21 protein-coding genes are annotated in these 21,630 nt (G+C 56.5%); all 21 read left to right on the top strand.

All coding sequences use genetic code 11. The features are described from left to right. The first annotated feature begins 34 nt into the window (after positions 1-34). The 21 genes from JHL21_RS06150 (at position 35) to uxuA (ending at position 21,580) form a co-directional block, all read left to right on the top strand. Positions 35-262 (top strand): hypothetical protein, encoded by a 228-nt coding sequence (locus tag JHL21_RS06150; protein ID WP_169195769.1) that lies wholly within the window; start codon positions 35-37, stop codon positions 260-262. A gap of 127 nt (positions 263-389) precedes the next feature. Then, positions 390-995 carry an AprI/Inh family metalloprotease inhibitor gene (locus JHL21_RS06145; protein ID WP_169195768.1) on the top strand — a complete coding sequence of 202 codons (606 nt, stop codon included), beginning with the start codon at positions 390-392 and terminating at the stop codon, positions 993-995. 177 nt (positions 996-1,172) lie between these two features. Beyond that, a complete protein-coding gene (zapE, locus tag JHL21_RS06140) occupies positions 1,173-2,297 on the top strand; it encodes a cell division protein ZapE (protein ID WP_200212518.1) in 1,125 nt (374 codons plus the stop codon). A gap of 471 nt (positions 2,298-2,768) precedes the next feature. Further along, positions 2,769-3,731 (top strand): malate dehydrogenase, encoded by a 963-nt coding sequence (gene mdh / locus JHL21_RS06135; RefSeq protein ID WP_169195765.1) that lies wholly within the window; start codon positions 2,769-2,771, stop codon positions 3,729-3,731. 93 nt (positions 3,732-3,824) lie between these two features. Then, entirely contained in the window at positions 3,825-5,018 is a 1,194-nt protein-coding gene (sucC, locus tag JHL21_RS06130; RefSeq protein ID WP_169195764.1) for an ADP-forming succinate--CoA ligase subunit beta, read from the top strand. 18 nt (positions 5,019-5,036) lie between these two features. After that, entirely contained in the window at positions 5,037-5,939 is a 903-nt protein-coding gene (sucD, locus tag JHL21_RS06125) for a succinate--CoA ligase subunit alpha (RefSeq protein ID WP_169195763.1), read from the top strand. A 368-nt stretch (positions 5,940-6,307) separates the two neighbouring features. Beyond that, positions 6,308-9,310 carry a 2-oxoglutarate dehydrogenase E1 component gene (locus tag JHL21_RS06120; RefSeq protein WP_182394256.1) on the top strand — a complete coding sequence of 1,001 codons (3,003 nt, stop codon included), beginning with the start codon at positions 6,308-6,310 and terminating at the stop codon, positions 9,308-9,310. Positions 9,311-9,331: 21 nt separating this feature from the next. Continuing rightward, positions 9,332-10,594, top strand: coding sequence for a 2-oxoglutarate dehydrogenase complex dihydrolipoyllysine-residue succinyltransferase (odhB, locus tag JHL21_RS06115; RefSeq protein ID WP_200212517.1), 1,263 nt, complete (start codon positions 9,332-9,334; stop codon positions 10,592-10,594). A 91-nt stretch (positions 10,595-10,685) separates the two neighbouring features. After that, on the top strand, positions 10,686-11,135 hold the full coding sequence (locus JHL21_RS06110) for a hypothetical protein (RefSeq protein WP_169195760.1): 450 nt from the start codon (positions 10,686-10,688) through the stop codon (positions 11,133-11,135). Positions 11,136-11,184: 49 nt separating this feature from the next. Continuing rightward, positions 11,185-11,577: an MAPEG family protein gene (locus JHL21_RS06105; protein ID WP_169195759.1), complete on the top strand. Its 393-nt coding sequence runs from the start codon at positions 11,185-11,187 to the stop codon at positions 11,575-11,577. Positions 11,578-11,676: 99 nt separating this feature from the next. Beyond that, complete coding sequence (locus JHL21_RS06100; protein ID WP_200212515.1) at positions 11,677-12,309, top strand: LysE family translocator; 633 nt, start codon at positions 11,677-11,679, stop codon at positions 12,307-12,309. A 19-nt stretch (positions 12,310-12,328) separates the two neighbouring features. Further along, the gene (gene lpdA / locus JHL21_RS06095) at positions 12,329-13,738 is read left to right on the top strand and encodes a dihydrolipoyl dehydrogenase (protein ID WP_182394252.1); all 1,410 of its coding nucleotides are present in this window, start codon (positions 12,329-12,331) and stop codon (positions 13,736-13,738) included. Between the two features lie 233 nt (positions 13,739-13,971). Beyond that, positions 13,972-14,952: a TRAP transporter substrate-binding protein gene (locus JHL21_RS06090; protein WP_199368532.1), complete on the top strand. Its 981-nt coding sequence runs from the start codon at positions 13,972-13,974 to the stop codon at positions 14,950-14,952. A 63-nt stretch (positions 14,953-15,015) separates the two neighbouring features. Beyond that, complete coding sequence (locus JHL21_RS06085; protein WP_200212514.1) at positions 15,016-15,540, top strand: TRAP transporter small permease; 525 nt, start codon at positions 15,016-15,018, stop codon at positions 15,538-15,540. 5 nt (positions 15,541-15,545) lie between these two features. Further along, complete coding sequence (locus tag JHL21_RS06080; protein WP_182394250.1) at positions 15,546-16,826, top strand: TRAP transporter large permease; 1,281 nt, start codon at positions 15,546-15,548, stop codon at positions 16,824-16,826. A 4-nt stretch (positions 16,827-16,830) separates the two neighbouring features. Further along, complete coding sequence (locus JHL21_RS06075) at positions 16,831-17,565, top strand: FadR/GntR family transcriptional regulator (protein ID WP_200212513.1); 735 nt, start codon at positions 16,831-16,833, stop codon at positions 17,563-17,565. Between the two features lie 12 nt (positions 17,566-17,577). After that, entirely contained in the window at positions 17,578-18,408 is an 831-nt protein-coding gene (gene kduI / locus JHL21_RS06070) for a 5-dehydro-4-deoxy-D-glucuronate isomerase (protein ID WP_200212512.1), read from the top strand. Beyond that, positions 18,408-19,169: a 2-dehydro-3-deoxy-D-gluconate 5-dehydrogenase KduD gene (gene kduD / locus JHL21_RS06065; protein ID WP_200212511.1), complete on the top strand. Its 762-nt coding sequence runs from the start codon at positions 18,408-18,410 to the stop codon at positions 19,167-19,169. Before kduI ends, kduD begins: the two co-directional genes overlap by 1 nt. Before the next feature lie 4 nt (positions 19,170-19,173). After that, positions 19,174-19,509, top strand: coding sequence for a cupin domain-containing protein (locus tag JHL21_RS06060; RefSeq protein WP_169195751.1), 336 nt, complete (start codon positions 19,174-19,176; stop codon positions 19,507-19,509). A gap of 101 nt (positions 19,510-19,610) precedes the next feature. After that, positions 19,611-20,228: a trimeric intracellular cation channel family protein gene (locus JHL21_RS06055; protein ID WP_169195750.1), complete on the top strand. Its 618-nt coding sequence runs from the start codon at positions 19,611-19,613 to the stop codon at positions 20,226-20,228. Between the two features lie 137 nt (positions 20,229-20,365). After that, positions 20,366-21,580: a mannonate dehydratase gene (gene uxuA, locus JHL21_RS06050; RefSeq protein WP_200212510.1), complete on the top strand. Its 1,215-nt coding sequence runs from the start codon at positions 20,366-20,368 to the stop codon at positions 21,578-21,580. The last annotated feature ends 50 nt before the right edge of the window (positions 21,581-21,630 follow it).

Below are 21,630 nucleotides of genomic sequence, written 5' to 3'. Positions count from 1 at the left end.
TGGTTCACGGTTGCAGCACAAACAGGAGCCACAGATGCGCTTTGAGACGATTGCCCGCGTGAAAGACCTTTCTGTGGCGAGGATTTTACTCGTGGCCTTGCGCGCCCATGGCTTTCACCCGCTCGAATTGCGCGAAGGCGGATTGCCGGGCGTGCCGAACCTTTTCGCCGAGGAAGGCGTTGGTATTGAGGTCCCGGACGATGAAGCGGAAGACGCAAAGCTCCTCGCGGGGGAATTGCTCAAAGATATGCAAGAGAGCTGAGCGTGAATGCGCCACAGTTTTGAGCAATAGGGGATGCTTGGGATGTTGATTGAATGATGTTGGGGCTTTGCATATAAGCCGCCACAAGTGTTAATATGCCTTAATTCTTTGCGGCAGGAGTCTAACAATGCAGGTTTGGACGCGCAGCGTTTCTACCCTGACGAGCCTAGCGGTTATGGCCCTTGTGGTCGCTGCTTGTTCGCCAACGAGCCGGACCAATACGGCGAATCTTAATGTGGTCGGTACACCCCAGCAGCTGCAGCCAGTGCAGACCTCGGCTGTGCAAACCAATAGTTTGCCTCCTCTCGGTGGCGTTTCTGGCACTGTGGCGCCGGGTCTTTCTGGTCAGCCGGTTTTGGGCGGTCAGCAGACGTCGGCTCTTCCGCCTCTCGGTGGCACTTCGAACACCTTTGCAACAGCTGGTACCACTGGCGGCTCGTTCGCCAGCGTGCCAACGGCTTCCGGCCCAGAAGGCTCTTGGAATGTCGCAGCAGCGGGGCAGGCTTGCCAGTTGAATCTGCCGCTGACCTCCAAGACCGGTACGAGCTACTATCGTGCTTCGGCTCCGGGTTGTGGGATCCCGCAGGTTGCGGCCATCACTGGTTGGCAGCAAGTTGGCAGCCAGCTCCAGCTTTATGATGAGAACGGCAATATCGCAGCCTTCCTCGCACCCTCTAGCGGCCGTTATATCGGCACTATGAGTGGTGGCCAGGCGCTGTCGATGTCGCGCTAAAGCTTCGAAAGCCGGTCCTAGGGACCGGCTTTTTTGTTTGACGGCTTCCGCACCGCGCCCCTAAACATGCGCCCGTCGCCCCCGCACGCGCGGGGGACACTGTTTGACCGGCAGCAGACAGAGGTTTCCGGGATGCCCGGAAAGGCCGTGCTTAGATCGCTGCCGATAAAGTTGCCCATGTCCGTTCCTGCTTTTGGTCCCGTACGCCGCGCCTATGAAGATCTGGTCGCACGGAAAACTTTGACGCCCGATCCGGCCCAGCGTGATGCTGCGGGCGAGTTCGACCGCATTCTGACCGATCTGTCAGGCGCCAAGACCAAGGGCGGTTTCTTTGGCCTGTTCGAAAAGCAGATGTCGGTAAAGGGCCTCTATCTCGTGGGCGAGGTTGGGCGTGGCAAGACCATGCTGATGGACCTCTTCTATTCCGCACTTCCTTTTGCCGAGAAGCGACGTGTCCACTTCCATGAATTCATGGATGAGGTGCATGTGGCCATTGCAGCTTTTCGCAAATCCGCGAAAGACAGCGCTGCGGACCCGGTGGATGCGGTAACCAAGCCGATTTTGAAGTCCGGCCTGCGCGTGCTGTGCCTAGACGAATTCCATGTGCATGACATTACCAATGCCATGCTGCTCGACCGGCTGTTCTCAAAACTGTTTGCCGGTGGCGTGACGCTGGTGGCGACATCCAATGTTGAGCCTGATGGTCTCTATAAGGATGGGCTAAACCGACAGTTGTTTCTGCCATTTATCGCGCTCCTGAAAGAGAAGACGGTCGTGGCCACGCTCCTCAGCGATCAGGACTATCGCCGCCTTAAATTTGCGGGCCAGCATGTTTACGCTTTTGGCACTGGGCCTGAGGTGGACGCGGCCATGGATAAGATGTGGCTGCGCATAACCGGAGGTGAGCAAGGGGCTCCCGGCGTGGTGGAAAGCATTGGTCGGCAGATCCCTGTGCCTTTGCTGGCTATGGGCGCAGCGCGCTTCAACTTCGCCGATCTTTGCGAGAAGCCACTTGGCACGCGCGACTTCGTGCGGATTTCGCACGAGTTTGATTCGCTCGTGCTCGACAATATTCCGCAGATGGGACGGACAAAATCGGACGCTGCCAAGCGTTTCATACTTCTGATCGATAGCTTGTATGATCGTGGCGTCAAACTGGCGGCAAGCTTTTCGGTGCCGCTGGAGCAATTGGGCGCAGACGAAAAGACGGCGTTTGAGTTTCAACGCACGCTCTCGCGTCTCACCGAGATGCAATCGGAAGAATATCTCGCTAAAGGCCTACGTGACGCGCCGAGCGTATAGGCGGGTTGATTGGGCTGCCTGACGACTGCCATTCAAAATGTACTGCGCAAGGCGTTTGGGTATTTCGTTCGGATAGGGAATGTTCTTGGCTAAGCTATCCGGGGAACGTAATTTTTATCGTCCAGGCTCTTGCCGTTTTCGGATTTCTTGATCTAACGCCGATAAATCGTGTCGGCTGATTTGGGTGGATAAATGGCCGAAAACGCCGTTTTCCATACCACCCTCCGAATTGCTAACTTGTTCGGTACAGGGAAATCCGTAAAAGCCCAAAACCCCGGAATATCAGGGAATTTTGGGCGGAATGACCGACAGCTTAGGTTATTTCCGTCCTCTTTGTCGGCTGCCAATTGGGCATTACCCCATCGCTCATCGGCATGAGCGTTTTGGCGATTACGACGAAGGGTTCACTTGCCCGGATTTGGCACAAGCGGTATGAACTGCGCCAATTCAACGCAGTCTGGGATGAGACTTATGGCGCGCAAGAAAATTGCCCTTATCGGTGCAGGACAGATCGGCGGTACGCTGGCCCTGTTGGCGGCTCAGAAGGAATTGGGCGACGTAGTCCTGTTCGACGTGGTCGATGGCGTAGGTCCGGGCAAGGCGCTCGACATCGCGCAGTCGGCCGTGACCCAAGGCTTCGATGCCGTCATGAAGGGCACTTCTGAATATAAGGACATCGAAGGCGCTGACGTTGTTATCGTCACCGCAGGCGTGCCGCGCAAGCCAGGCATGAGCCGCGATGACCTTCTTGAAATCAACCTCAAGGTTATGGAGCAGGTTGGTGCGGGTATTGCAAAATACGCACCAGACGCTTTCGTCATCTGCATCACCAACCCGCTCGACGCGATGGTATGGGCGCTGCAGAAGTTCTCTGGTCTGCCGACCAACAAGGTGATCGGCATGGCTGGCGTGCTCGATAGCTCGCGCTTCTGCCACTTCATCGCTGAAGAACTCGGTGTGTCGATCCAAGACGTCAACGCATTCGTTCTTGGCGGTCACGGCGACACCATGGTGCCGTTGGCGCGTTACTCGACCGTTGCAGGCATTCCGCTGACCGACATCGTTAAGATGGGTTGGATGACCAAGGAGCGTCTTGAAGAGATCACTCAGCGCACCCGTGATGGTGGCGCAGAGATCGTTGCTCTGCTCAAGACCGGTTCGGCTTTCTATGCTCCAGCCTCGTCGGCCATTGCTATGGCTGAAAGCTATCTCAAGGATAAGAAGCGCGTGCTTCCGTCCGCAGCTTACCTCAACGGCGAATATGGCGTGAAGGGCACCTATGTTGGCGTTCCAGTCGTCATCGGCGCTGGTGGCGCAGAAAAGATCGTCGAGATCGCGCTCAATTCGGCCGAACAAAAGGCCTTCGAAAAGTCGGTTGGTGCCGTTGAGGGCCTGATCGACGCTTGTAAGAAAATCGCGCCAAAGCTGGCGTAACACTTCAGAAGCCGCCGGATACTTACCGGCGGCTTTTGCCTCTCCGGTCTCTAGAATTGTCCGGGTCGAAACTGCCCACCCAAGGGGAATACGATGAACATTCATGAACATCAGGCCAAGGCACTGCTAAAAGACTACGGTGCTCCGGTCGCTGCTGGCGTCGCCATTTATTCGGTGGACGATGCTGCGGCAGCTGCGCAGTCGCTTCCTGGCCCGCTTTATGTGGTCAAGAGCCAGATCCATGCCGGCGGTCGCGGTAAGGGCAAGTTCAAGGAACTTGGTCCCGATGCTAAGGGCGGCGTGCGCTTGGCAAAGTCGATCGATGAAGTCGTCGCTTTCTCCAAGGACATGCTGGGCAACACCCTCGTTACCGCGCAGACCGGCGAGGCTGGCAAGCAGGTGAACCGTCTTTACATCGAAGACGGCGCTGACATTGCGCGCGAGCTTTATTGCTCGCTGCTGGTCGACCGTTCCGTTGGCCGCGTTGCTTTCGTCGTTTCGACCGAAGGCGGCATGGACATTGAAGCTGTCGCTCACGACACTCCGGAAAAGATCCATACCATTGCGATCGATCCAGAAGCTGGTGTGACCGCGGCTGACGTCGCAACCATCACCAAGGCATTGGAACTCGATGGTGCGGCAGCAGAAGACGCCAAGTCGCTGTTCCCGATCATTTACAAAGCGTTTGTCGAAAAGGACATGGCGCTCTTGGAGATCAACCCGCTGATCGTCATGAAGGACGGGCATTTGCGCGTTCTTGACGCCAAGGTTTCCTTCGACGGCAATGCGCTGTTCCGCCATGATGATATCAAGGCACTGCGCGACGAAACCGAAGAGGACGCCAAGGAAATCGAAGCCTCAAAGTGGGACCTCGCTTACGTGGCGCTCGATGGCAACATCGGTTGCATGGTGAACGGCGCAGGCCTTGCCATGGCGACCATGGACATCATCAAGCTCTATGGCAAAGAGCCAGCGAACTTCTGTGACGTTGGTGGCGGCGCGGGCAAGGAAAAGGTTGCTGCAGCGTTCAAGATCATCACCGCTGACCCGAAGGTTGAAGGCATTCTGGTCAACATCTTCGGCGGCATCATGAAGTGTGACGTCATCGCCGAAGGCGTGATCGCTGCGGTGAAGGAAGTTGGTTTGAAGGTGCCGCTGGTCGTGCGCCTTGAAGGCACCAATGTCGAACTCGGCAAGAAAATTCTCAATGAATCTGGTCTCGCCATTACGGCAGCAGACGATCTCGACGATGCGGCGAAGAAGATCGTCGCAGCGGTGAACGGCTAAGTTAGAGGACCGGAAACAATGTCTATTCTCGTCAATAAAGACACCAAGATCCTCGTTCAGGGCCTGACCGGTAAGACCGGCACGTTCCACACCGAGCAGGCGCTGGCTTACTACGGCACGCAGATGGTCGGCGGTATTCACCCCAAGAAGGGTGGCGAAACCTGGACCGGCGCTGGTGGCGAAAACCTGCCGATCTTCGCGACCGTTGCAGAAGCCAAAGAACGCACTGGTGCAGACGCATCGGTGATCTATGTACCGCCTGCTGGCGCTGCTGACGCGATCATCGAAGCCATCGAGGCGGAAATCCCGTTCATCACCTGCATCACCGAAGGTATTCCCGTGGCTGACATGGTGCGCGTCAAGGCTCGTCTTGACCGTTCTAAGTCGCGCCTGCTGGGCCCGAACTGCCCAGGTATCCTGACCCCAGAAGAATGCAAGATCGGCATTATGCCGGGCTCGATCTTCCGCAAGGGTTCGGTCGGTATCGTGTCGCGCTCTGGCACACTGACCTATGAAGCTGTGTTCCAGACGTCGAATGAAGGTCTGGGTCAGACCACGGCAGTTGGTATCGGTGGCGACCCGGTTAAGGGCACTGAGTTCATCGACGTCTTGGAAATGTTCCTTGCAGACGACGCTACTGAATCGATCATCATGATCGGTGAAATCGGCGGTTCGGCTGAAGAAGACGCTGCACAGTTCCTGATCGACGAAGCCAAGAAGGGTCGTAAGAAGCCAATGGCTGGCTTCATCGCAGGCCGTACCGCGCCAAAGGGCCGTACCATGGGCCACGCCGGTGCTGTGGTTTCGGGCGGCAAGGGTGACGCAGAATCCAAGATCTCGGCCATGGAAGCTGCTGGCATTCGCGTTTCGCCATCGCCAGCGCGTCTGGGCACCACTCTTGTGGAAGTGCTCAAGGGCTAAGCGCTTCGCGCAGGCTCTGACATGAATTAGACCCAATCGCCTTTCAAAGGCGGTTGGGTGGAAAATAATCCCACTAGGTCAGCAAGAGTGTCTTTTCTCGCCTAGGCTGGATGACGAAATATAACGCAGGCCCATTCGGGTTTGCCTGGGGCGCGACAAGCACATGCCGCGTGTCATTTAGAGCGATGCTAGCCGTCAATTAGGCCAAGGTCGTTCGAAATTGAGCCGCACACCTGCTCAGGGTGTGCTTACTTAACAGGATACTAAGGATAAGCGGTCAGTATCCGATCGAAATTAAGGACCGCGTTCAGGCCGGTTCACCGGCTCGTTTTAAAGGATGGCGGGGCGAGCGCCTCGCAAAAAAAGCGATGACACGACAGGAAAAGAACGAGACGTTCTTACTGACCTCCTTCTTGTATGGGGGCAACGCCGACTACATCGAACAACTTTTCTCTCGCTATAAAAGCGATCCTTCCAGCGTCGATGAGACTTGGCAGAATTTCTTTGCGCGCTTGGACGACAGTCCGGCAGACGCGCAGAAGAATGCCGATGGCCCGAGCTGGGGACGCGCTGATTGGCCGAAGGCCGAGAGTGGCGACCTTGTTGCTGCACTTGACGGCAACTGGGGCGAAATCGCGGTAAAGACCGAAAAGGCTGCTGCGAAAAAGGCTACTACCGAGGGTAAGCCCGCTCCAAGCACGGCAGACGTGCTGCAGGCCACACGCGACAGTATTCGCGCCATCATGATGATCCGTGCTTACCGTATGCGCGGTCACTTGCATGCCGATCTCGATCCGCTGCGCATGCTGGCAAAGGAGCCAGCTCCGGAACTCGATCCGGCAAGCTACGGCTTCACTGAGGCTGACTACAGCCGCAAGATTTTCATCGATAACTATCTGGGCCTCGAATACGCGACGCTTCCAGAAATGCTCGCCATTCTGCAGCGCACCTATTGCGGCACGATGGGTATCGAGTTCATGCACATCTCCGATCCGGAAGCCAAGCAGTGGCTGCAGGAGCGGATCGAGGGTCCAGATAAGGAAATTACCTTCTCGCCGGAAGGCAAGAAGGCGATCCTGAATAAGCTGGTAGAAGCTGAAGGCTTCGAGAAATTCCTCGACGTGAAGTATACCGGCACCAAGCGCTTTGGCCTTGATGGCGGCGAAAGCACCATTCCTGCGCTGGAGCAGATCATCAAGCGTGGTGGTGCGCTGGGGATCAAGGACATCGTCCTTGGCATGGCGCATCGTGGTCGTTTGAACGTGCTGACGCAGGTCATGGCCAAGCCGCATCGCGCGCTGTTCCATGAGTTTAAGGGTGGTGCATTCTACCCAGAAGACGTCGAAGGTTCGGGCGACGTGAAGTACCACCTTGGTGCATCGTCGGACCGTGAGTTCGATGGCAACAAGGTTCACCTATCGCTGACGGCAAACCCATCTCACCTTGAGATTGTCGATCCGGTAGTGTTGGGCAAGGCTCGCGCCAAGCAGGATAAATTTATCGCGCCTGACGCCAAGCTGGTGAACATGGACCAGTCGGCAAAGCCCGACCGTTCTGTCGTTCTTCCTCTGTTGATCCACGGCGATGCTGCCTTTGCTGGGCAGGGCGTTATCGCCGAATGCTTGGGTCTGTCGGGCCTTAAGGGGCACCGTACAGGTGGTTCGATCCATTTTGTGATCAACAACCAGATCGGTTTTACCACGAGCCCGATGTATTCGCGTTCGTCGCCTTATCCGACCGACGTTGCCAAGATGATCGAAGCGCCGGTGTTCCATGTGAATGGTGACGATCCGGAAGCTGTGGTTTTCGCGGCCAAGGTTGCTGTCGAGTATCGCCAAAAGTTCGGCAAGCCAGTCGTTATCGACATGTTCTGCTACCGCCGCTTTGGCCACAACGAAGGCGATGAGCCAAGCTTCACGCAGCCTTTGATGTATTCCAAGATCCGCTCGCATAAGTCGACGCTGGAGATCTATTCGGACAAGCTCGTTGCGGAAGGTCTCTATTCGGCTGCCGAAATCGAGAAGATCAAGGCGGACTGGAAAGCGAACCTTGAAGCTGAGTTTGAAGCGGGCCAAGACTACCGCCCGAACAAGGCTGACTGGCTCGATGGCGCTTGGAAGGATTTCAAGCCAGCTGAGCTCGAAGGCCCACGACGCGGTCAAACCGGCGTTGGGCTTGATGTTCTGCACGATATCGGCACCAAGCTGACAACCGTTCCGGCTGACTTCAACGTCCACAAGACTGTTAAGCGCTTTATGGACAATCGTCTTGGCGCGATTGAAAGCGGCGAAGGCATCGATTGGGCAACTGCAGAAGCACTGGCGTTCGGTACGCTGGTGACTGAAGGTCACCCAGTCCGCCTCTCCGGCCAGGACTGTGAACGCGGCACCTTTAGCCAGCGCCACTCGGTGTTGAACGATCAGCAGGTTGAGAACAAGACCTACACCCCGCTCAACAATCTTTCGGCTGACCAGTCCCGCTACGAAGTCATCAACTCGATGCTGTCGGAAGAGGCTGTTCTGGGCTTTGAATATGGCTACTCACTGGCAGAGCCGCGCGCTCTGACCCTTTGGGAAGCGCAGTTCGGTGACTTTGTGAACGGTGCGCAGGTCGTTATCGACCAGTTCATCTCTTCGGGTGAACGCAAGTGGTTCCGCATGTCCGGCCTCGTGATGCTGCTACCGCACGGCTATGAAGGGCAGGGCCCAGAGCACTCTTCGGCGCGTCCGGAGCGGTTCCTGCAGCTTTGCGCTGAAGACAATATGCAGGTCGCCAACTGCACGACGCCAGCGAACTATTACCACGTTCTGCGCCGTCAGCTGAAACGCGACTTCCGTAAGCCGCTGATCCTGTTCACGCCAAAGAGCCTGCTGCGTCACAAGCGTGCCGTTTCTGGCTTGGTCGAACTTGGGCCAGATAGCTGCTTCCACCGTCTCCTCTGGGACGACGCTGAAGCACCAGGGCTGCCAAAGACCACGATCCGCCTCACGTCAGACGAAAAGATCCGTCGCGTGGTGCTGTGTACTGGTAAGGTCTATTACGACCTGCTGGAAGACCGCGAAAAGCGTGGCATTGACGACGTCTACCTGCTGCGCGTTGAGCAACTTTATCCGTTCCCGGCGAAGGCTCTCCACGATGAGTTGAGCCGCTTCCCTAATGCTGACGTTGTTTGGTGTCAGGAAGAGCCCCGCAATATGGGTGCTTGGGCGTTCATCCAACCTTATGTTGAATGGGTATTTGACCAGATTGGTCGTGAAGGCCAGCGCGTTCGCTACGTCGGTCGTCCGGCCGCAGCATCGCCGGCAACGGGTCTGATGCGTACGCACCTTGCGCAGCTGCAGGCCTTCCTCGACGACGCATTCGCTAAGTAAACCAGTACAAGGACAACAAATATGTCGACTGAAATCCGTGTCCCGACCCTGGGCGAAAGCGTATCTGAAGCCACTATTGGTCAGTGGTACAAGAAGGTTGGTGACACTGTCACCGCCGATGAACCGCTCGTGGAACTCGAAACCGATAAGGTCACTATCGAAGTGCCCGCACCGGCTTCGGGCGTGCTTGAAGCTATTGTTGCAGAAAGCGGCGCGACAGTGGACGTTGGCGCTCTGCTCGGCGCGATTGGCGTGGGCACTGGTGCTGCAGTTTCAGCTCCGGCTGCAGCAGCCGCACCGACTCCTGCAAAGAGCGAAGTTCCAGCGGCCAATGCCGCTGGTCCGGAGCCCGTTAAGCCAGCAGCGGCTGTAACTGACCGTGCACCGACCCCATCTGCTCAGAAGATGATCAACGAAAAGGGCCTCGACGCAGGCTCAATCGCTGGTTCCGGCAAAGCCGGTCAGGTTCTGAAGGAAGACGTGTTGGCTTCGCTGGCGCGCCCTGCTGCTGTGGCCGCCGCGCCTGCTGCTGCTGCACCGGCTCCTGTTGCTGCACCACGCGCACCGTCCAATCCAGACGATGCAGCTGGCGAAGAACGCGTGAAGATGACACGTCTGCGCCAGACCATCGCCCGTCGTCTTAAGGATGCACAGAACACGGCCGCTATGCTGACCACTTTCAACGAAGTGGACATGCAGCCTGTTATGGACATGCGCGCACGCTACAAGGACCTCTTTGAAAAGAAGCATGGCGTAAAGCTCGGTTTCATGGGCTTCTTCACCAAGGCCGTCGTGCAGGCTCTCAAGGAAATCCCAGCTGTAAATGCTGAGATCGACGGCGATGAGCTGATCTACAAGAAGTATGCCCACATTGGCGTCGCCGTTGGCACCGACAAGGGGCTGGTGGTTCCTGTTGTTCGTAACGCGGATCAGATGTCGATTGCTGAAATCGAAAAGGAAATCGGCAACCTCGGCAAGAAGGCACGCGACGGGCAGCTGTCGATGGCAGATATGCAGGGCGGCACTTTCACCATCTCTAACGGTGGTGTTTATGGCTCGCTGATGTCGACCCCGATCCTGAACGCACCGCAGTCCGGCATTCTGGGCATGCACAAGATCCAGGAACGTCCAGTTGTGGTTGGCGGTCAGATCGTCATCCGTCCGATGATGTACCTCGCGCTTAGCTACGATCACCGAATTGTTGACGGTAAGGAAGCCGTGACTTTCCTCGTTCGCGTCAAGGAAAGCTTGGAATCCCCAGAGCGTCTCGTTCTCGACCTCTAAAAGGTCACAATTGCGCTTTCAAAAGGCCCGCTTCGGCGGGCCTTTTTCGTGTGTGTTGCCGGACCGCGGTTGAGTAGTTTTGGAGATAATTTTGCGACGGTTTGTATTGTGTGTCGCCGCACTATCCTTGTTTCCCTTTACGATTTCCGCTCAGGAACAAGCCAGCAATACGCCACTGATCGGCGAGTTGATGGCATTCCATGGCTCCAAGGCTATCGTCGATGCCATGACGACCCATTGCTACGAGAATACAGGCCTCGACCCGATCTATAAGGACGCGGCGGCCAACTGGTATCTGCGCAACATCAGCTACTTGGACCTGGCCGATCGGGTCATCACGCGCCTAGGGGGCGCTGCTGAAGGGCAACAGCAAGCTGCTGAAACCTACGGCGGGAGCCAGATCATGTCGGCCTTCAATCAGGCGGGCGACAAGGATGTGTTCTGCAAAACATTCTTGGAGCAGGTGCAGAGTGGCACCCTCGATATCGATAAACAGCTGCCCAGTGTCTTGAAGCAGGCACAAGAAATTTCCGCAGGTTGAACCAAACGCGCTTTATCGGCGTAGTATCCTGACATCGCAGGAGGGTACTATGTCGATAGAGTTGACTTATCTCGTTTGGAGCGCCGCGCTGGCGCTGGCCTATTTGTTCGTGCAGTCAACGTTTTATCGGCTTGATTATGGCGTGGATTACGCCAACAGCCAGCGCGATGAAAATGTGCCCCCGCCGAGCAAGCTTAACGCTAGAGCGCAAAAGGCACTCGCCAATTTCCTCGAAACTTATGCTGTCTTTGTGGCCCTCGCCATTGCGACTGAAGTTTCAGGCCGCAGTGATGGCTTGACCCAGTGGGGCGCTCATTTGTGGTTCTGGGCACGTTGCGCTTATCTGCCCGCCTATTTTATTGACGTAAAGCAATTGCGCTCAATGATCTGGGTCGTGTCTTTAATTGGCCTGATCTTGATGTTCGTCGGCGTTGCTTTCTAAACTGCCATGCTAAACGGGCAGGGGCACTTGACCATGCTGGCGTTGTGATGGGACGTTGGCTCGTATAACCCTTGTCGTGGCCGTTTGAAGGGCGGGTTGATGAGCTTTCCGTGGTTTGAATTCGCAGGCCTCATGTTGGCCTTCGGTATCAACGCCGTTCTTCCCGGCGCGGATTTCGCTATGGTTCTACGCCAAGCCGTAGTGCACAACCGCCGCGCCGCGCTCTTCACATCCGCTGGTATCGCCGCGTCCATTCTGGTCCATGGCACCTATACGCTTTTGGGCGTTGGTTTGATCGTTGGGCAGTCTTTGTTGTTGTTCAACGTTTTGAAGTGGGCCGGTGTCGCGTATCTCGTTTGGCTCGCCATTTCGGCCCTGCGCAGTCCGCCGCCCAAAGCGCCAGAAATTGGCGCGAACGATGGTGCAGCGACGGGCGATCTTGGCGCGTTTGCCTTGGGTTTTTTGACCAATCTTCTTAACCCCAAGGCGGTACTGTTTTTCTTGGCTCTCTTCACGTCCTTAGTCTCGGTCCGTACGGGTTTTGAGACCAAGGTTTTCTACGTGGGAAGTATGAGCCTAATGCTTTTTACCTGGTTCGCATTGGTGTCGTTTTTCTTTACGACAACCAGTGTTCGACAGGGCTTTTACCGTGTCGGCCGGTGGTTCAATCGGGTTACCGGCATAACCTTCCTTGCGCTGGCGTTTCGAGTCGCCATCGCGCAGCAGCGCTGAACTCATTGAGGCTTAAACAATGGCAGACCAATTCGACCTTACCATCATCGGTTCGGGCCCCGGCGGGTATGTGTGCGCGATCCGCGCCGCTCAGCTTGGTATGAAGGTGGCCGTTGTCGAGAAATGGCAAACCCTCGGCGGGACGTGCCTCAACATCGGCTGCATCCCATCGAAGGCGCTGTTGCACGCCTCTGAGCTTTTCGAAGAAGCGAACCACAATTTTAAGGCGCTCGGCATCGATATTTCGACGCCGAAGCTGAACTTACCTCAGATGATGAACCACAAGGCTGATGTGGTGTCGTCCAACGTTGGTGGCGTTGAGTATCTCTTCAAGAAAAACAAGATCACCGTATTCCGCGGAATTGGCTCAATCCCTGCTGCGGGCAAGGTGCTGGTCACGCCGCAGTCTGGTGCTCAGACTGAAATTCTGACGAAGAACATTGTGATCGCTACCGGATCGGTCTCGGCAAACCTGCCGGGCATCGAGATCGACGAAGAAACCGTCGTCACCTCCACAGGCGCGCTTGAACTTCAGGCTGTGCCGAACAAGCTCGTGGTGATTGGTGCTGGTGTTATTGGCCTAGAACTCGGCTCTGTGTGGATGCGTCTTGGCGCTCAGGTGACCGTTGTTGAATATCTCGACCGTATTCTGCCGGGTATGGACAGCGAAGTCGCGCGCCAGTTCCAGCGGATGCTGCAGAAGCAGGGTATGGAATTCAAGCTGTCGAGCAAGGTCGCTGGTGTTGATCGCGAGGAAGATGGCTCGATCAAGGTTCGTGTTGAACCAGCACAGGGCGGGGCAGCAGAAGTGCTGGCTGCTGACGTTGCATTGGTTGCCATCGGCCGTAAGGCGAACACCGAGGGGCTTGGTCTCGATATCGTCGGTGTTGCCGTTGATGAACGCGGCCGTGTTCAAGTGGATGGCCATTACAAGAGCTCGGTCGATGGCATCTATGCAATTGGCGACGTCATTGCTGGCCCAATGCTGGCACATAAGGCGGAAGACGAGGGCATTGCTGTTGCCGAAATCCTGTCCGGTCAGGCCGGCCACGTGAACTATGCAGCTATCCCGGGTGTGGTTTACACCAATCCGGAAGTGGCGACGGTCGGCAAGACGGAAGATGAGCTCAAGGCTGAAGGCGTCGATTACAAGATCGGCAAGTTCCCCTTCACCGCCAATGGTCGTGCCAAGGCGATGATGTCGACGCAGGGCTTCGTCAAAATTCTTGCTGACGTGGAAACTGACCGCGTGCTTGGCGCGCATATCATCGGCAAGAACGCTGGCGAGATGATCCATGAGCTCGTAACGCTCATGGAATTCTCCGGCGCATCGGAAGATTTAGCCCGCACAACGCACGCGCATCCGACGCTTTCTGAGGCGATCCGTGAAGCTGCGCTTTCGCTCGGCGATGGGGCAATTCACATCTAAATCTTCGCACCGAAATTCGTCATCTGAGCCTCCAAGCCTTTGCGGTTTGGAGGCTTTTTGTTTGTTGCTAGAGATTTAGTCGTCATACAAATTCTGCAACTTGTCTGTTGACTCGGTTTTTTCACTTCCATACAAGTTGTTCCAGTATCGTCTTGCATACTAGATGATATGGGCGGTAAACGTCCGGGCTCGATATGAGGATACGAGTCTAAAAGCACCTTGGGAGGTTCTATATGTTCCATATGCAGAAGAAGGCTATTCTGGCCTTCGTTGTCTCCAGCCTGATGGTTTCAGCTGCTAGCGCACAGACTGTGTTGCGCTCGTCCGATACCCATCCTGATGGCTACCCAACCGTTGAAGGCGTAAAGAAGTTCGGCGAACTTCTCTCGGAAAAGACCGGCGGGAAGTATAGCGTAGAAGTGTTCCACTCGGCGCAATTGGGTGGTGAAGCTGATACCATCGAGCAGACGCAGTTCGGTGTCATCGACATGAACCGCATCTCTATTGGCGCTTTCAATACACAGGTTCCAGAAGCGACCGTCACTCAGCTTCCTTATATTTTCCGCTCCACTGAGCACTTCCACAACGTTCTGGACGGCCCAATCGGCGAAGAAATTCTCGCAGCCTTCGAGAAGGTGGACGTTATTGCGTTGAACTTCTACGACGGTGGCGCGCGTTCGTTCTACAACAGCTCCAAGCCGATCACTTCCCCGGCCGATATGTCCGGCATGAAGTTCCGCGTGATGCAGTCGGACATCTTCGTTGACATGGTTGGCGCTCTCGGCGGTAACGCTACGCCAATGCCATATGGTGAAGTGTACTCCAGCATTCAGACCGGCGTTATCGACGGTGCTGAAAACAATTACCCCAGCTATGACACTGCCGGTCACGCTGAAGTTGCTAAGTTCTTCTCGCTCGACGAACACCTGATGGTTCCAGAAGTCCTGGTCGTTTCAAAGGTGGTTTGGGACGGACTGGACGCAGAAACCCAGCAGGCCATGCGCGAAGCTGCCAAGGAATCTGTCGCCTACCAGCGTGAACTCTGGCAGGCGAAGGAAGTTGAATCCAAGGCTGCTGTCGAAGCGCTCGGTGCCACCATCAACGAAGTTGATAAGGCCCCATTCATCGAAGCGATGAAGCCTGTCTACGACAAGTACGTTACCGATCCAAAGCTGCAGGATCTGGTTGCCCGCATTCAGGCAACCGAGGGCTAAAACCCGTACGCACCGGGCTCGCAAAGGTCGCGAGCCCGGCTTCCACCCTGCGGAGGAAATCTTATGAAAACTTGGCTCCCCACTTTCAGCGCGCTGCTGAGAGGGCTCTCGACTGCCGCGCTGTGGCTTGCTGGTATTGGCATTGTCGTCATGACGGCCATCGTCTTCTATCAAGTCTTTATGCGCTACGTGATGAATTCGTCGCCGCCTTGGACTGAAGCGACCGCGATCATGTTGATGAGCTGGACGATTTTCCTGGGCGCAGCCGTTGGCGTTCGCGAAAACTTCCATATGGGTTTTGACGTTTTGATCTATGTTTTGCCGCCAGCCGCGAAGGGTGTGCTGCGGGCGATCAGCGACGTTGCGGTTTTCGCATTCGCTTCAGGCATGATCTACTACGGCGCACTTTTGGCCATTCGTGGTTGGACGGTGACCATTCCCGTTCTGCATGTGCCGCAGACCATGACCTACCTCCCTGTCGTTATTTCGGGTGTTCTGATGTGCCTGTTCTCGCTTGAGCGCCTCCTGCGGCGCTGGGCTGGTGAACCCATCGATGAACCCGTTTCTGAACTCGTGACCGAGGCCTAAACACCATGGAATACTGGATCCTTTTCGGTGTTTTCACCGCGCTTATGTTGGTCGGTACACCAATCGCCTTCTGTCTGGGCATTGCAAGCTTTGCGACCGTTCTCTATCTGGGACGCCCGGCGATGGTGGTGTTTCAGCAGCTCAACTCGGGGCTAGCGGGCTTTACGCTTCTGGCAATTCCATTTTTCATCTTCGCTGGCGATCTGATGATGCGGGGAGGCATTGCTGCACGCATTATCGCCTTTGCAGGGGCGGTGATCGGACACGTGCGCGGTGGTCTCGGTCAGGTCAACGTGGCGGCTTCGACTTTGTTCGGCGGTATTTCTGGCTCGGCCGTCGCGGAAGCAGCTGCGGTTGGCGGGATCATGATCCCGCAAATGAAGGAACGTGGCTACGGTGCTGACTATGCGGTGAACGTCACCTCAATGGCGGCTCTGATCGCTCTGTTGCTGCCGCCGTCGCACAATATGATCATTTACTCGCTCTCGGGCGGTGGTCGTATCTCGATTGCGGATCTGTTCACTGCCGGCATTATTCCTGGCCTCTTGCTCGCCGTTGCGCTGATGATCACGGCTTACCTCGTGGCTGTGAAGCGCGGGTACCCGACTGAGCCATTTCCTGGTTTCCGTAAGGCCTTCCAGTATTTCCTCATTTCCATCCCCGGCCTGATGCTGATTGTCATCATCTTCGGTGGCGTACGCTCGGGAATGTTCACGGCGACGGAAAGCTCGTGCATCGCGGTGATCTATGCGCTGCTTGTGACGCTGTTCGTCTATCGCAGCCTGAGCTGGGGTGAGTTTGTTCACGCTGTGCTGGGTGCTGTGCGCACGACCTCGATGGTGTTGTTCATCATTGGTGCCGCAGCCTCGTTTGGTTGGCTGATGGCTTACCTGCGCGTTGCTCCGATCTTGACGGACCTGATCTCAAACATCACCCAAGACCCGCTCATGGTGCTGCTGCTGATCAACATCGTCTTGCTGCTGCTCGGCACTTTTATGGACATGGGGCCGCTGATCATCATCACCACACCGATCTTCCTACCGATGGTTACGGCCTTTGGTGTGAACCCAGTGCACTTCGGGGTGATCATGATCCTCAACCTAGGTATTGGCTTGAATACCCCGCCCCTTGGACCGGTGCAGTTTGTCGCCGCGGCGGTGGGCAAGATAACGGTCTGGGAAGCGATGAAGAGCATTTGGCCCTTCTATCTGGCTGGTCTGATTGTCTTGGGTCTCGTTACGTACATTCCGGCGCTGTCGCTTTGGCTCCCAAGCCTGTTCCGGTGATGTCATGGCTCTGCAAGAAGCGGGCGCCGAGCGCGCCCGCAAACCCAAGCTTGCGTTAGTGGTCGCAGAGACTTTGCGGCAAAGAATTGGGGCCGGGGAGTTTGTTCCTGGCGCCAAGCTTCCCAGTGAAGCCAAGCTGACAAGTGTCTTTGGCGTTAGCCGCACGGTCATCCGTGAAGCCATTGCTGCTTTGGCCGCTGATGGGATCGTTGAACCTCGGCAGGGTGCAGGGCTCTACGTCATGGCCAACGCTGCCTCGACGTTCAGTGCCTTGGGTGGTGCCGGAACGCACAAAATCTCGGTGGCTCTCAACGTTCTTGAAGTGCGTATGGGGATTGAGATCGAGGCGGCTGGCTTGGCGGCGGTTCGCCGTAGCTCGAGCCAAGAAGCAGAGATGCGGGAAACGTTCAATGAGTTCGGGCGTCTTCTGGAGCAAGGGACACCAACCGGGCGCACGGATTTCGCATTTCACCGATCCATCGCGTCCGCAACCAACAACCCTTTCTATCTTGAGGTGCTGGAGGCGCTCGGTAGCCGAACCATACCCTGCGATGTTGCCTCCCCGTGGGGCACAGAGAGCGTACTGACTTACGACTATCAAGCCGGATTGCATGAAGAGCATCGCGCCATCCTGAACGCGATTTGCGACCAAAACGAAGACGCCGCGCGTGAGGCCATGCGCGACCACCTATCTCGCAGCCAGCAGCGCTATCGCCAGCGGTTGGACGAACAGAACTAAGTGAGGACTGTCATGAGCACTGAGTACGAAATTCGCTTTGCTATCGATCCGATTGCCGCATCGGTAATGGGCACTGAGGAGCTACGCGACGCCTTCTTGGTTGAAGACCTGTTCGAACCGGACACGGTGCGTTGGGTTTACACACACTATGATCGTATGGCCGTCGGTAGCGCGGTGCCTGCTGGCGCCCCTTTGGCGCTTTTGCCCATCAAGCCGACAGGCACGGAAAACTTCCTAGATCGCCGCGAGCTGATCGCCGTGAATATTGGCGCTCCAGGCACGATTGTCGTCGACGGCGAAAACCACGCGGTTGGGTCGCGCGACATGCTCTACATTGGCATGGGCAACAAAGACGTCCAGTTCGCGGGAGAGGGCGCAAAGTTCTATCTCCTCAGCGCACCAGCGCACGCGTCCTATCCGACAAAACTGTTGCAGCAGTCCGGCGCTAAACGCTTGGAAGCAGGCGCTGCGGACACCGCCAATGAGCGGACAATCTTCCAATACGTCAATGCTGACAGTGTGAAGACCTGCCAGCTCGTCGTCGGTCTTACCCAATTCGCGCCCGGCTCTGTGTGGAACACCATGCCCGCTCACGTGCATGACCGCCGCATGGAGGCCTATCTCTATTTCGACCTCAAGCCGGATGCTTTTGTCATTCACCTAATGGGTGAGCCAGAAGAAACCCGTCATCTCATCGTTCGCAACGAAGAGGCTGTTATCTCGCCGCCTTGGTCTATCCATTCGGGCGCAGGCACGGGCGCTTACACCTTCATCTGGGCGATGGCGGGCGACAATGTCGATTACACCGACATTGAAAAGGTAGAGATGGGAGATCTCTACTAATGGATCTGTCTGCGTTTAGCCTTTCGGGCAAGACCGTGATGGTGACTGGTGCCAACACCGGCATTGGTCAGGGCATTGCGCTCAGCATTGGCCGCGCAGGTGGTCGGGTCATCGGTGTTGGGCGTTCCACCATGGATGAGACAGCGGCCATTATGGAGGCTCAGGGGTCGGGCTTCATCGCCGTTCAATCTGACCTGAGCTCACCCAGTGCTGCGCAGGCTATGTTCGACGCAGTTTGGGCGGAGCATGGCCCAATCCATGGCTTGGTCAACAATGCCGGGATCATCAAGCGCGTTGATGCAGTCGACTTCTCGGAAGAGGACTGGGACAGCGTCATGGATGTAAATCTCAAGACGGTGTTTTTCCTCTGCCAGTCGCTGGGGCGCAAAGCCCTTGCCGAGGGGCGACAAGCGCGGATCGTCAATATCGCGTCGATGCTCAGCTATCAGGGCGGTATTCGCGTTGCCAGCTACACGGCATCCAAGTCAGGCGTGATGGGCATCACCAAGCTTTTGGCCAATGAGTGGGCCGCTAAGGGCATCAATGTGAATGCTATCGCGCCCGGTTATATCGAGACCAACAACACTGAAGCTCTGCGCAATGATCCGGACCGGTCAGCGTCGATCTTGGGGCGTATTCCGGCGGGTCGCTGGGGCGTCTCGTCGGACATTGGCGACGCGGCGGTTTTTCTTTTGGCACCGGCTTCCAATTACATGCATGGGGCGACGATCCCTGTGGATGGCGGCTGGCTAGCGAGGTAACGACATGAGCCAACAAGCGTTTTTTGCTCAGCCAAACGCCAGTGAATGGATTGAATTGTCGCCCGGCAATACGCGGCGTGTGCTGATCCATACCCCGGAAATGATGCAGGTCGAATTCGGCTTCGATAAGGGGGCCGTCGGCGCATTGCATAGCCACCCGCATATTCAGGTGAGCTATGTCGCCGAAGGCTCCTTTGAGGTGACGATCGACGGCAAAACCGAAATCGTGGGGCAGGGGGGCAGCTTTATTGTGCCTTCTGGCTTGGTGCACGGCGTCGTCGCGCTTGAGAAGGGGCGGCTGGTTGATGTGTTCACGCCGCACCGCGCTGATTTTCTGTAAGCGATCCGCTGTGAACACTTGTGCCAAAACGATGGGTGAGACAGAGGACATGCGGTCCCGTACAGTGGCCGCAGATTCTTCCGTCCCCCCACAGGCTGGCCATGCTGCTTATTGCATTCTATATCGCCATTACCGCCGAAGCCATGACAGCGGCGCTCGCTGCGGGTCGTCGGAACATGGATTGGTTTGGCGTGTGCCTCATCGCCTGTGTCACCGCGCTTGGCGGAGGCAGCATGCGGGACGTTCTAATCGGGCACTATCCACTCACCTGGGTCGCGAACCCTTATTTGCTGCTACTGGTGTGTGGGGCAGCTTTGCTGACCATCCCATTGGCGCGCGTCGTCGATCGGTTGAAGTGGCCCTTCCTGGCGCTCGACGCGTTCGGTCTGGTGGTCTTTTCGATCATTGGCTGCAACATTGCGATGGAACTCGATCTGCATCCGATGATCATCATCGTCTCGGGTATCATCACCGGGATCGTGGGCGGTATTCTGCGCGACGTGCTGTGCAACGATATTCCCCTGGTGTTCCAAGGCGAGCTTTATGCTACCGTTTCGCTGATCACGGGCGCGCTTTATTACGCCGGGCTCATGCTGAACTTCTCGCCGGATCTGACAGCGGCGGTCGCCATCGCGGTGGGCTTTACGCTGCGTATGCTGGCTTTGACCTTCAAGTGGGAAATGCCGCGCTTCGTCTACGACAGGCAAATGCGCAAGTAGGGCAGCGCAACCGAGCGTCTAGCGCTCGTTCATTACCATCACATATCGAGCCAGATCCCCGCGCGCGGCAGCATCCGCACGCGGGTGTTTGTGCGCGCCTATCACATTCAAGAACAATCGAATTTATGGAGCCTTAAGTGCGACAGACATGGAGATGGTTTGGTCCGAAGGATTTGACCAGCATCGATGACATCACCCAAGCTGGCGCCGAAGGCGTGGTCAGTGCGCTGCACCACGTTCCCAATGGTGTCGTTTGGACGAAGGAAGAGATTGCCAAACGCCATTCGGAAATTTCTACGCGTAAGGACGGTTCTGCTTCCGGGCTCACTTGGGATGTGGTCGAAAGTCTTCCTGTTACCGAGGACATGAAAAAGCAGAAGGGCGATTGGCGGGAGCATATCGCTAACTACAAGATCTCCATGAGTAATCTCGCGGACAGCGGCATCGAGACAATTTGCTATAATTTCATGCCGGTTCTGGATTGGACGAGGACTGATCTGCGCTGGCAGGTTGCGCATGGCGGCTCCTGCATGCGTTTCGATATCGCCGATTTTGCCGCGTTTGATATTCATATCCTCAAGCGCCCTGGCGCGCCGGCGGACTTCACCAATGCCATTGCCGATGAGGCAGGGCGTCGGTTTGAAGCGATGTCGGAAGACGACAAGAAGCAGCTCGCACGCAACGTCACCATGGGCCTGCCAGGCTCAACGGAGTCGATGTCGCTCGAAGACGTACAAGCGCACCTCAATGAATATGGTGCGATCAGTCGAGATCAGCTGCGCCAGCACTTTATCCACTTCCTTGAAGAAGTGGTGCCAACAGCGGAAGACCTCGGCTTGCGGCTGTGCTGCCATCCTGATGATCCGCCGTTCGCTTTGCTTGGCTTGCCACGCATCATGTCGACGGCTGAGGACTACAAATACATTCTCGACGCGGTGGATAGCCCAGCGAATGGCATGACGTTCTGTACGGGCTCCCTAGGGGCGCGTCCTGACAACGATCTGCCGGCTATCGTTGAGCAATTCGCCGAAAAAATCCACTTCCTGCACCTGCGTAACGTCAAGCGTGACAATGACGACATCATGGGCTCGTTCTATGAGGCCGAGCATTTGGGGGGCGATACGGACATGGTTGCGGTTATCGCGGCTGTGATCAAGGAAGAGCGCCGCCGCAAGGCCGTAGGTCGCAAGGATTGGCAGATCCCGATGCGTCCGGATCATGGTCAGGATATTTTGGATGACCTCGGTCGCCGGGCGCAGCCGGGCTATCCCACTATTGGTCGGATGAAGGGTTTGGCGGAGCTGCGTGGCGTGTTCACGGCGCTTGAGCACGGAGCGTTCGGGCTAAAGTAAGCCGATAAGCGCTAGGAATAAGAAAGGGCTGGATCATCGATCCAGCCCTT

The organism is Devosia sp. WQ 349K1 (genome assembly GCF_016595685.1).
In the GTDB taxonomy this organism is placed as follows: Bacteria; Pseudomonadota; Alphaproteobacteria; order Rhizobiales; family Devosiaceae; genus Devosia.
This window is presented reverse-complemented; position numbering and strand designations above follow the sequence as displayed.

What these genes read in the sequence shown, in the direction of transcription:
- kduD (WP_200212511.1), top strand. Translation starts at nt 18,408, where the DNA reads ATGGATCTGTCTGCGTTTAGCCTTTCGGGCAAGACCGTGATGGTGACT.
- lpdA (WP_182394252.1), top strand. Translation starts at nt 12,329, where the DNA reads ATGGCAGACCAATTCGACCTTACCATCATCGGTTCGGGCCCCGGCGGG.
- kduI (WP_200212512.1), top strand. Translation starts at nt 17,578, where the DNA reads ATGAGCACTGAGTACGAAATTCGCTTTGCTATCGATCCGATTGCCGCA.
- JHL21_RS06075 (WP_200212513.1), top strand. Translation starts at nt 16,831, where the DNA reads ATGGCTCTGCAAGAAGCGGGCGCCGAGCGCGCCCGCAAACCCAAGCTT.
- JHL21_RS06060 (WP_169195751.1), top strand. Translation starts at nt 19,174, where the DNA reads ATGAGCCAACAAGCGTTTTTTGCTCAGCCAAACGCCAGTGAATGGATT.
- JHL21_RS06120 (WP_182394256.1), top strand. Translation starts at nt 6,308, where the DNA reads ATGACACGACAGGAAAAGAACGAGACGTTCTTACTGACCTCCTTCTTG.
- zapE (WP_200212518.1), top strand. Translation starts at nt 1,173, where the DNA reads ATGTCCGTTCCTGCTTTTGGTCCCGTACGCCGCGCCTATGAAGATCTG.
- JHL21_RS06090 (WP_199368532.1), top strand. Translation starts at nt 13,972, where the DNA reads ATGTTCCATATGCAGAAGAAGGCTATTCTGGCCTTCGTTGTCTCCAGC.
- JHL21_RS06080 (WP_182394250.1), top strand. Translation starts at nt 15,546, where the DNA reads ATGGAATACTGGATCCTTTTCGGTGTTTTCACCGCGCTTATGTTGGTC.
- JHL21_RS06085 (WP_200212514.1), top strand. Translation starts at nt 15,016, where the DNA reads ATGAAAACTTGGCTCCCCACTTTCAGCGCGCTGCTGAGAGGGCTCTCG.
- sucD (WP_169195763.1), top strand. Translation starts at nt 5,037, where the DNA reads ATGTCTATTCTCGTCAATAAAGACACCAAGATCCTCGTTCAGGGCCTG.
- JHL21_RS06150 (WP_169195769.1), top strand. Translation starts at nt 35, where the DNA reads ATGCGCTTTGAGACGATTGCCCGCGTGAAAGACCTTTCTGTGGCGAGG.
- odhB (WP_200212517.1), top strand. Translation starts at nt 9,332, where the DNA reads ATGTCGACTGAAATCCGTGTCCCGACCCTGGGCGAAAGCGTATCTGAA.
- JHL21_RS06055 (WP_169195750.1), top strand. Translation starts at nt 19,611, where the DNA reads ATGCTGCTTATTGCATTCTATATCGCCATTACCGCCGAAGCCATGACA.
- sucC (WP_169195764.1), top strand. Translation starts at nt 3,825, where the DNA reads ATGAACATTCATGAACATCAGGCCAAGGCACTGCTAAAAGACTACGGT.
- JHL21_RS06100 (WP_200212515.1), top strand. Translation starts at nt 11,677, where the DNA reads ATGAGCTTTCCGTGGTTTGAATTCGCAGGCCTCATGTTGGCCTTCGGT.
- JHL21_RS06145 (WP_169195768.1), top strand. Translation starts at nt 390, where the DNA reads ATGCAGGTTTGGACGCGCAGCGTTTCTACCCTGACGAGCCTAGCGGTT.
- JHL21_RS06105 (WP_169195759.1), top strand. Translation starts at nt 11,185, where the DNA reads ATGTCGATAGAGTTGACTTATCTCGTTTGGAGCGCCGCGCTGGCGCTG.
- mdh (WP_169195765.1), top strand. Translation starts at nt 2,769, where the DNA reads ATGGCGCGCAAGAAAATTGCCCTTATCGGTGCAGGACAGATCGGCGGT.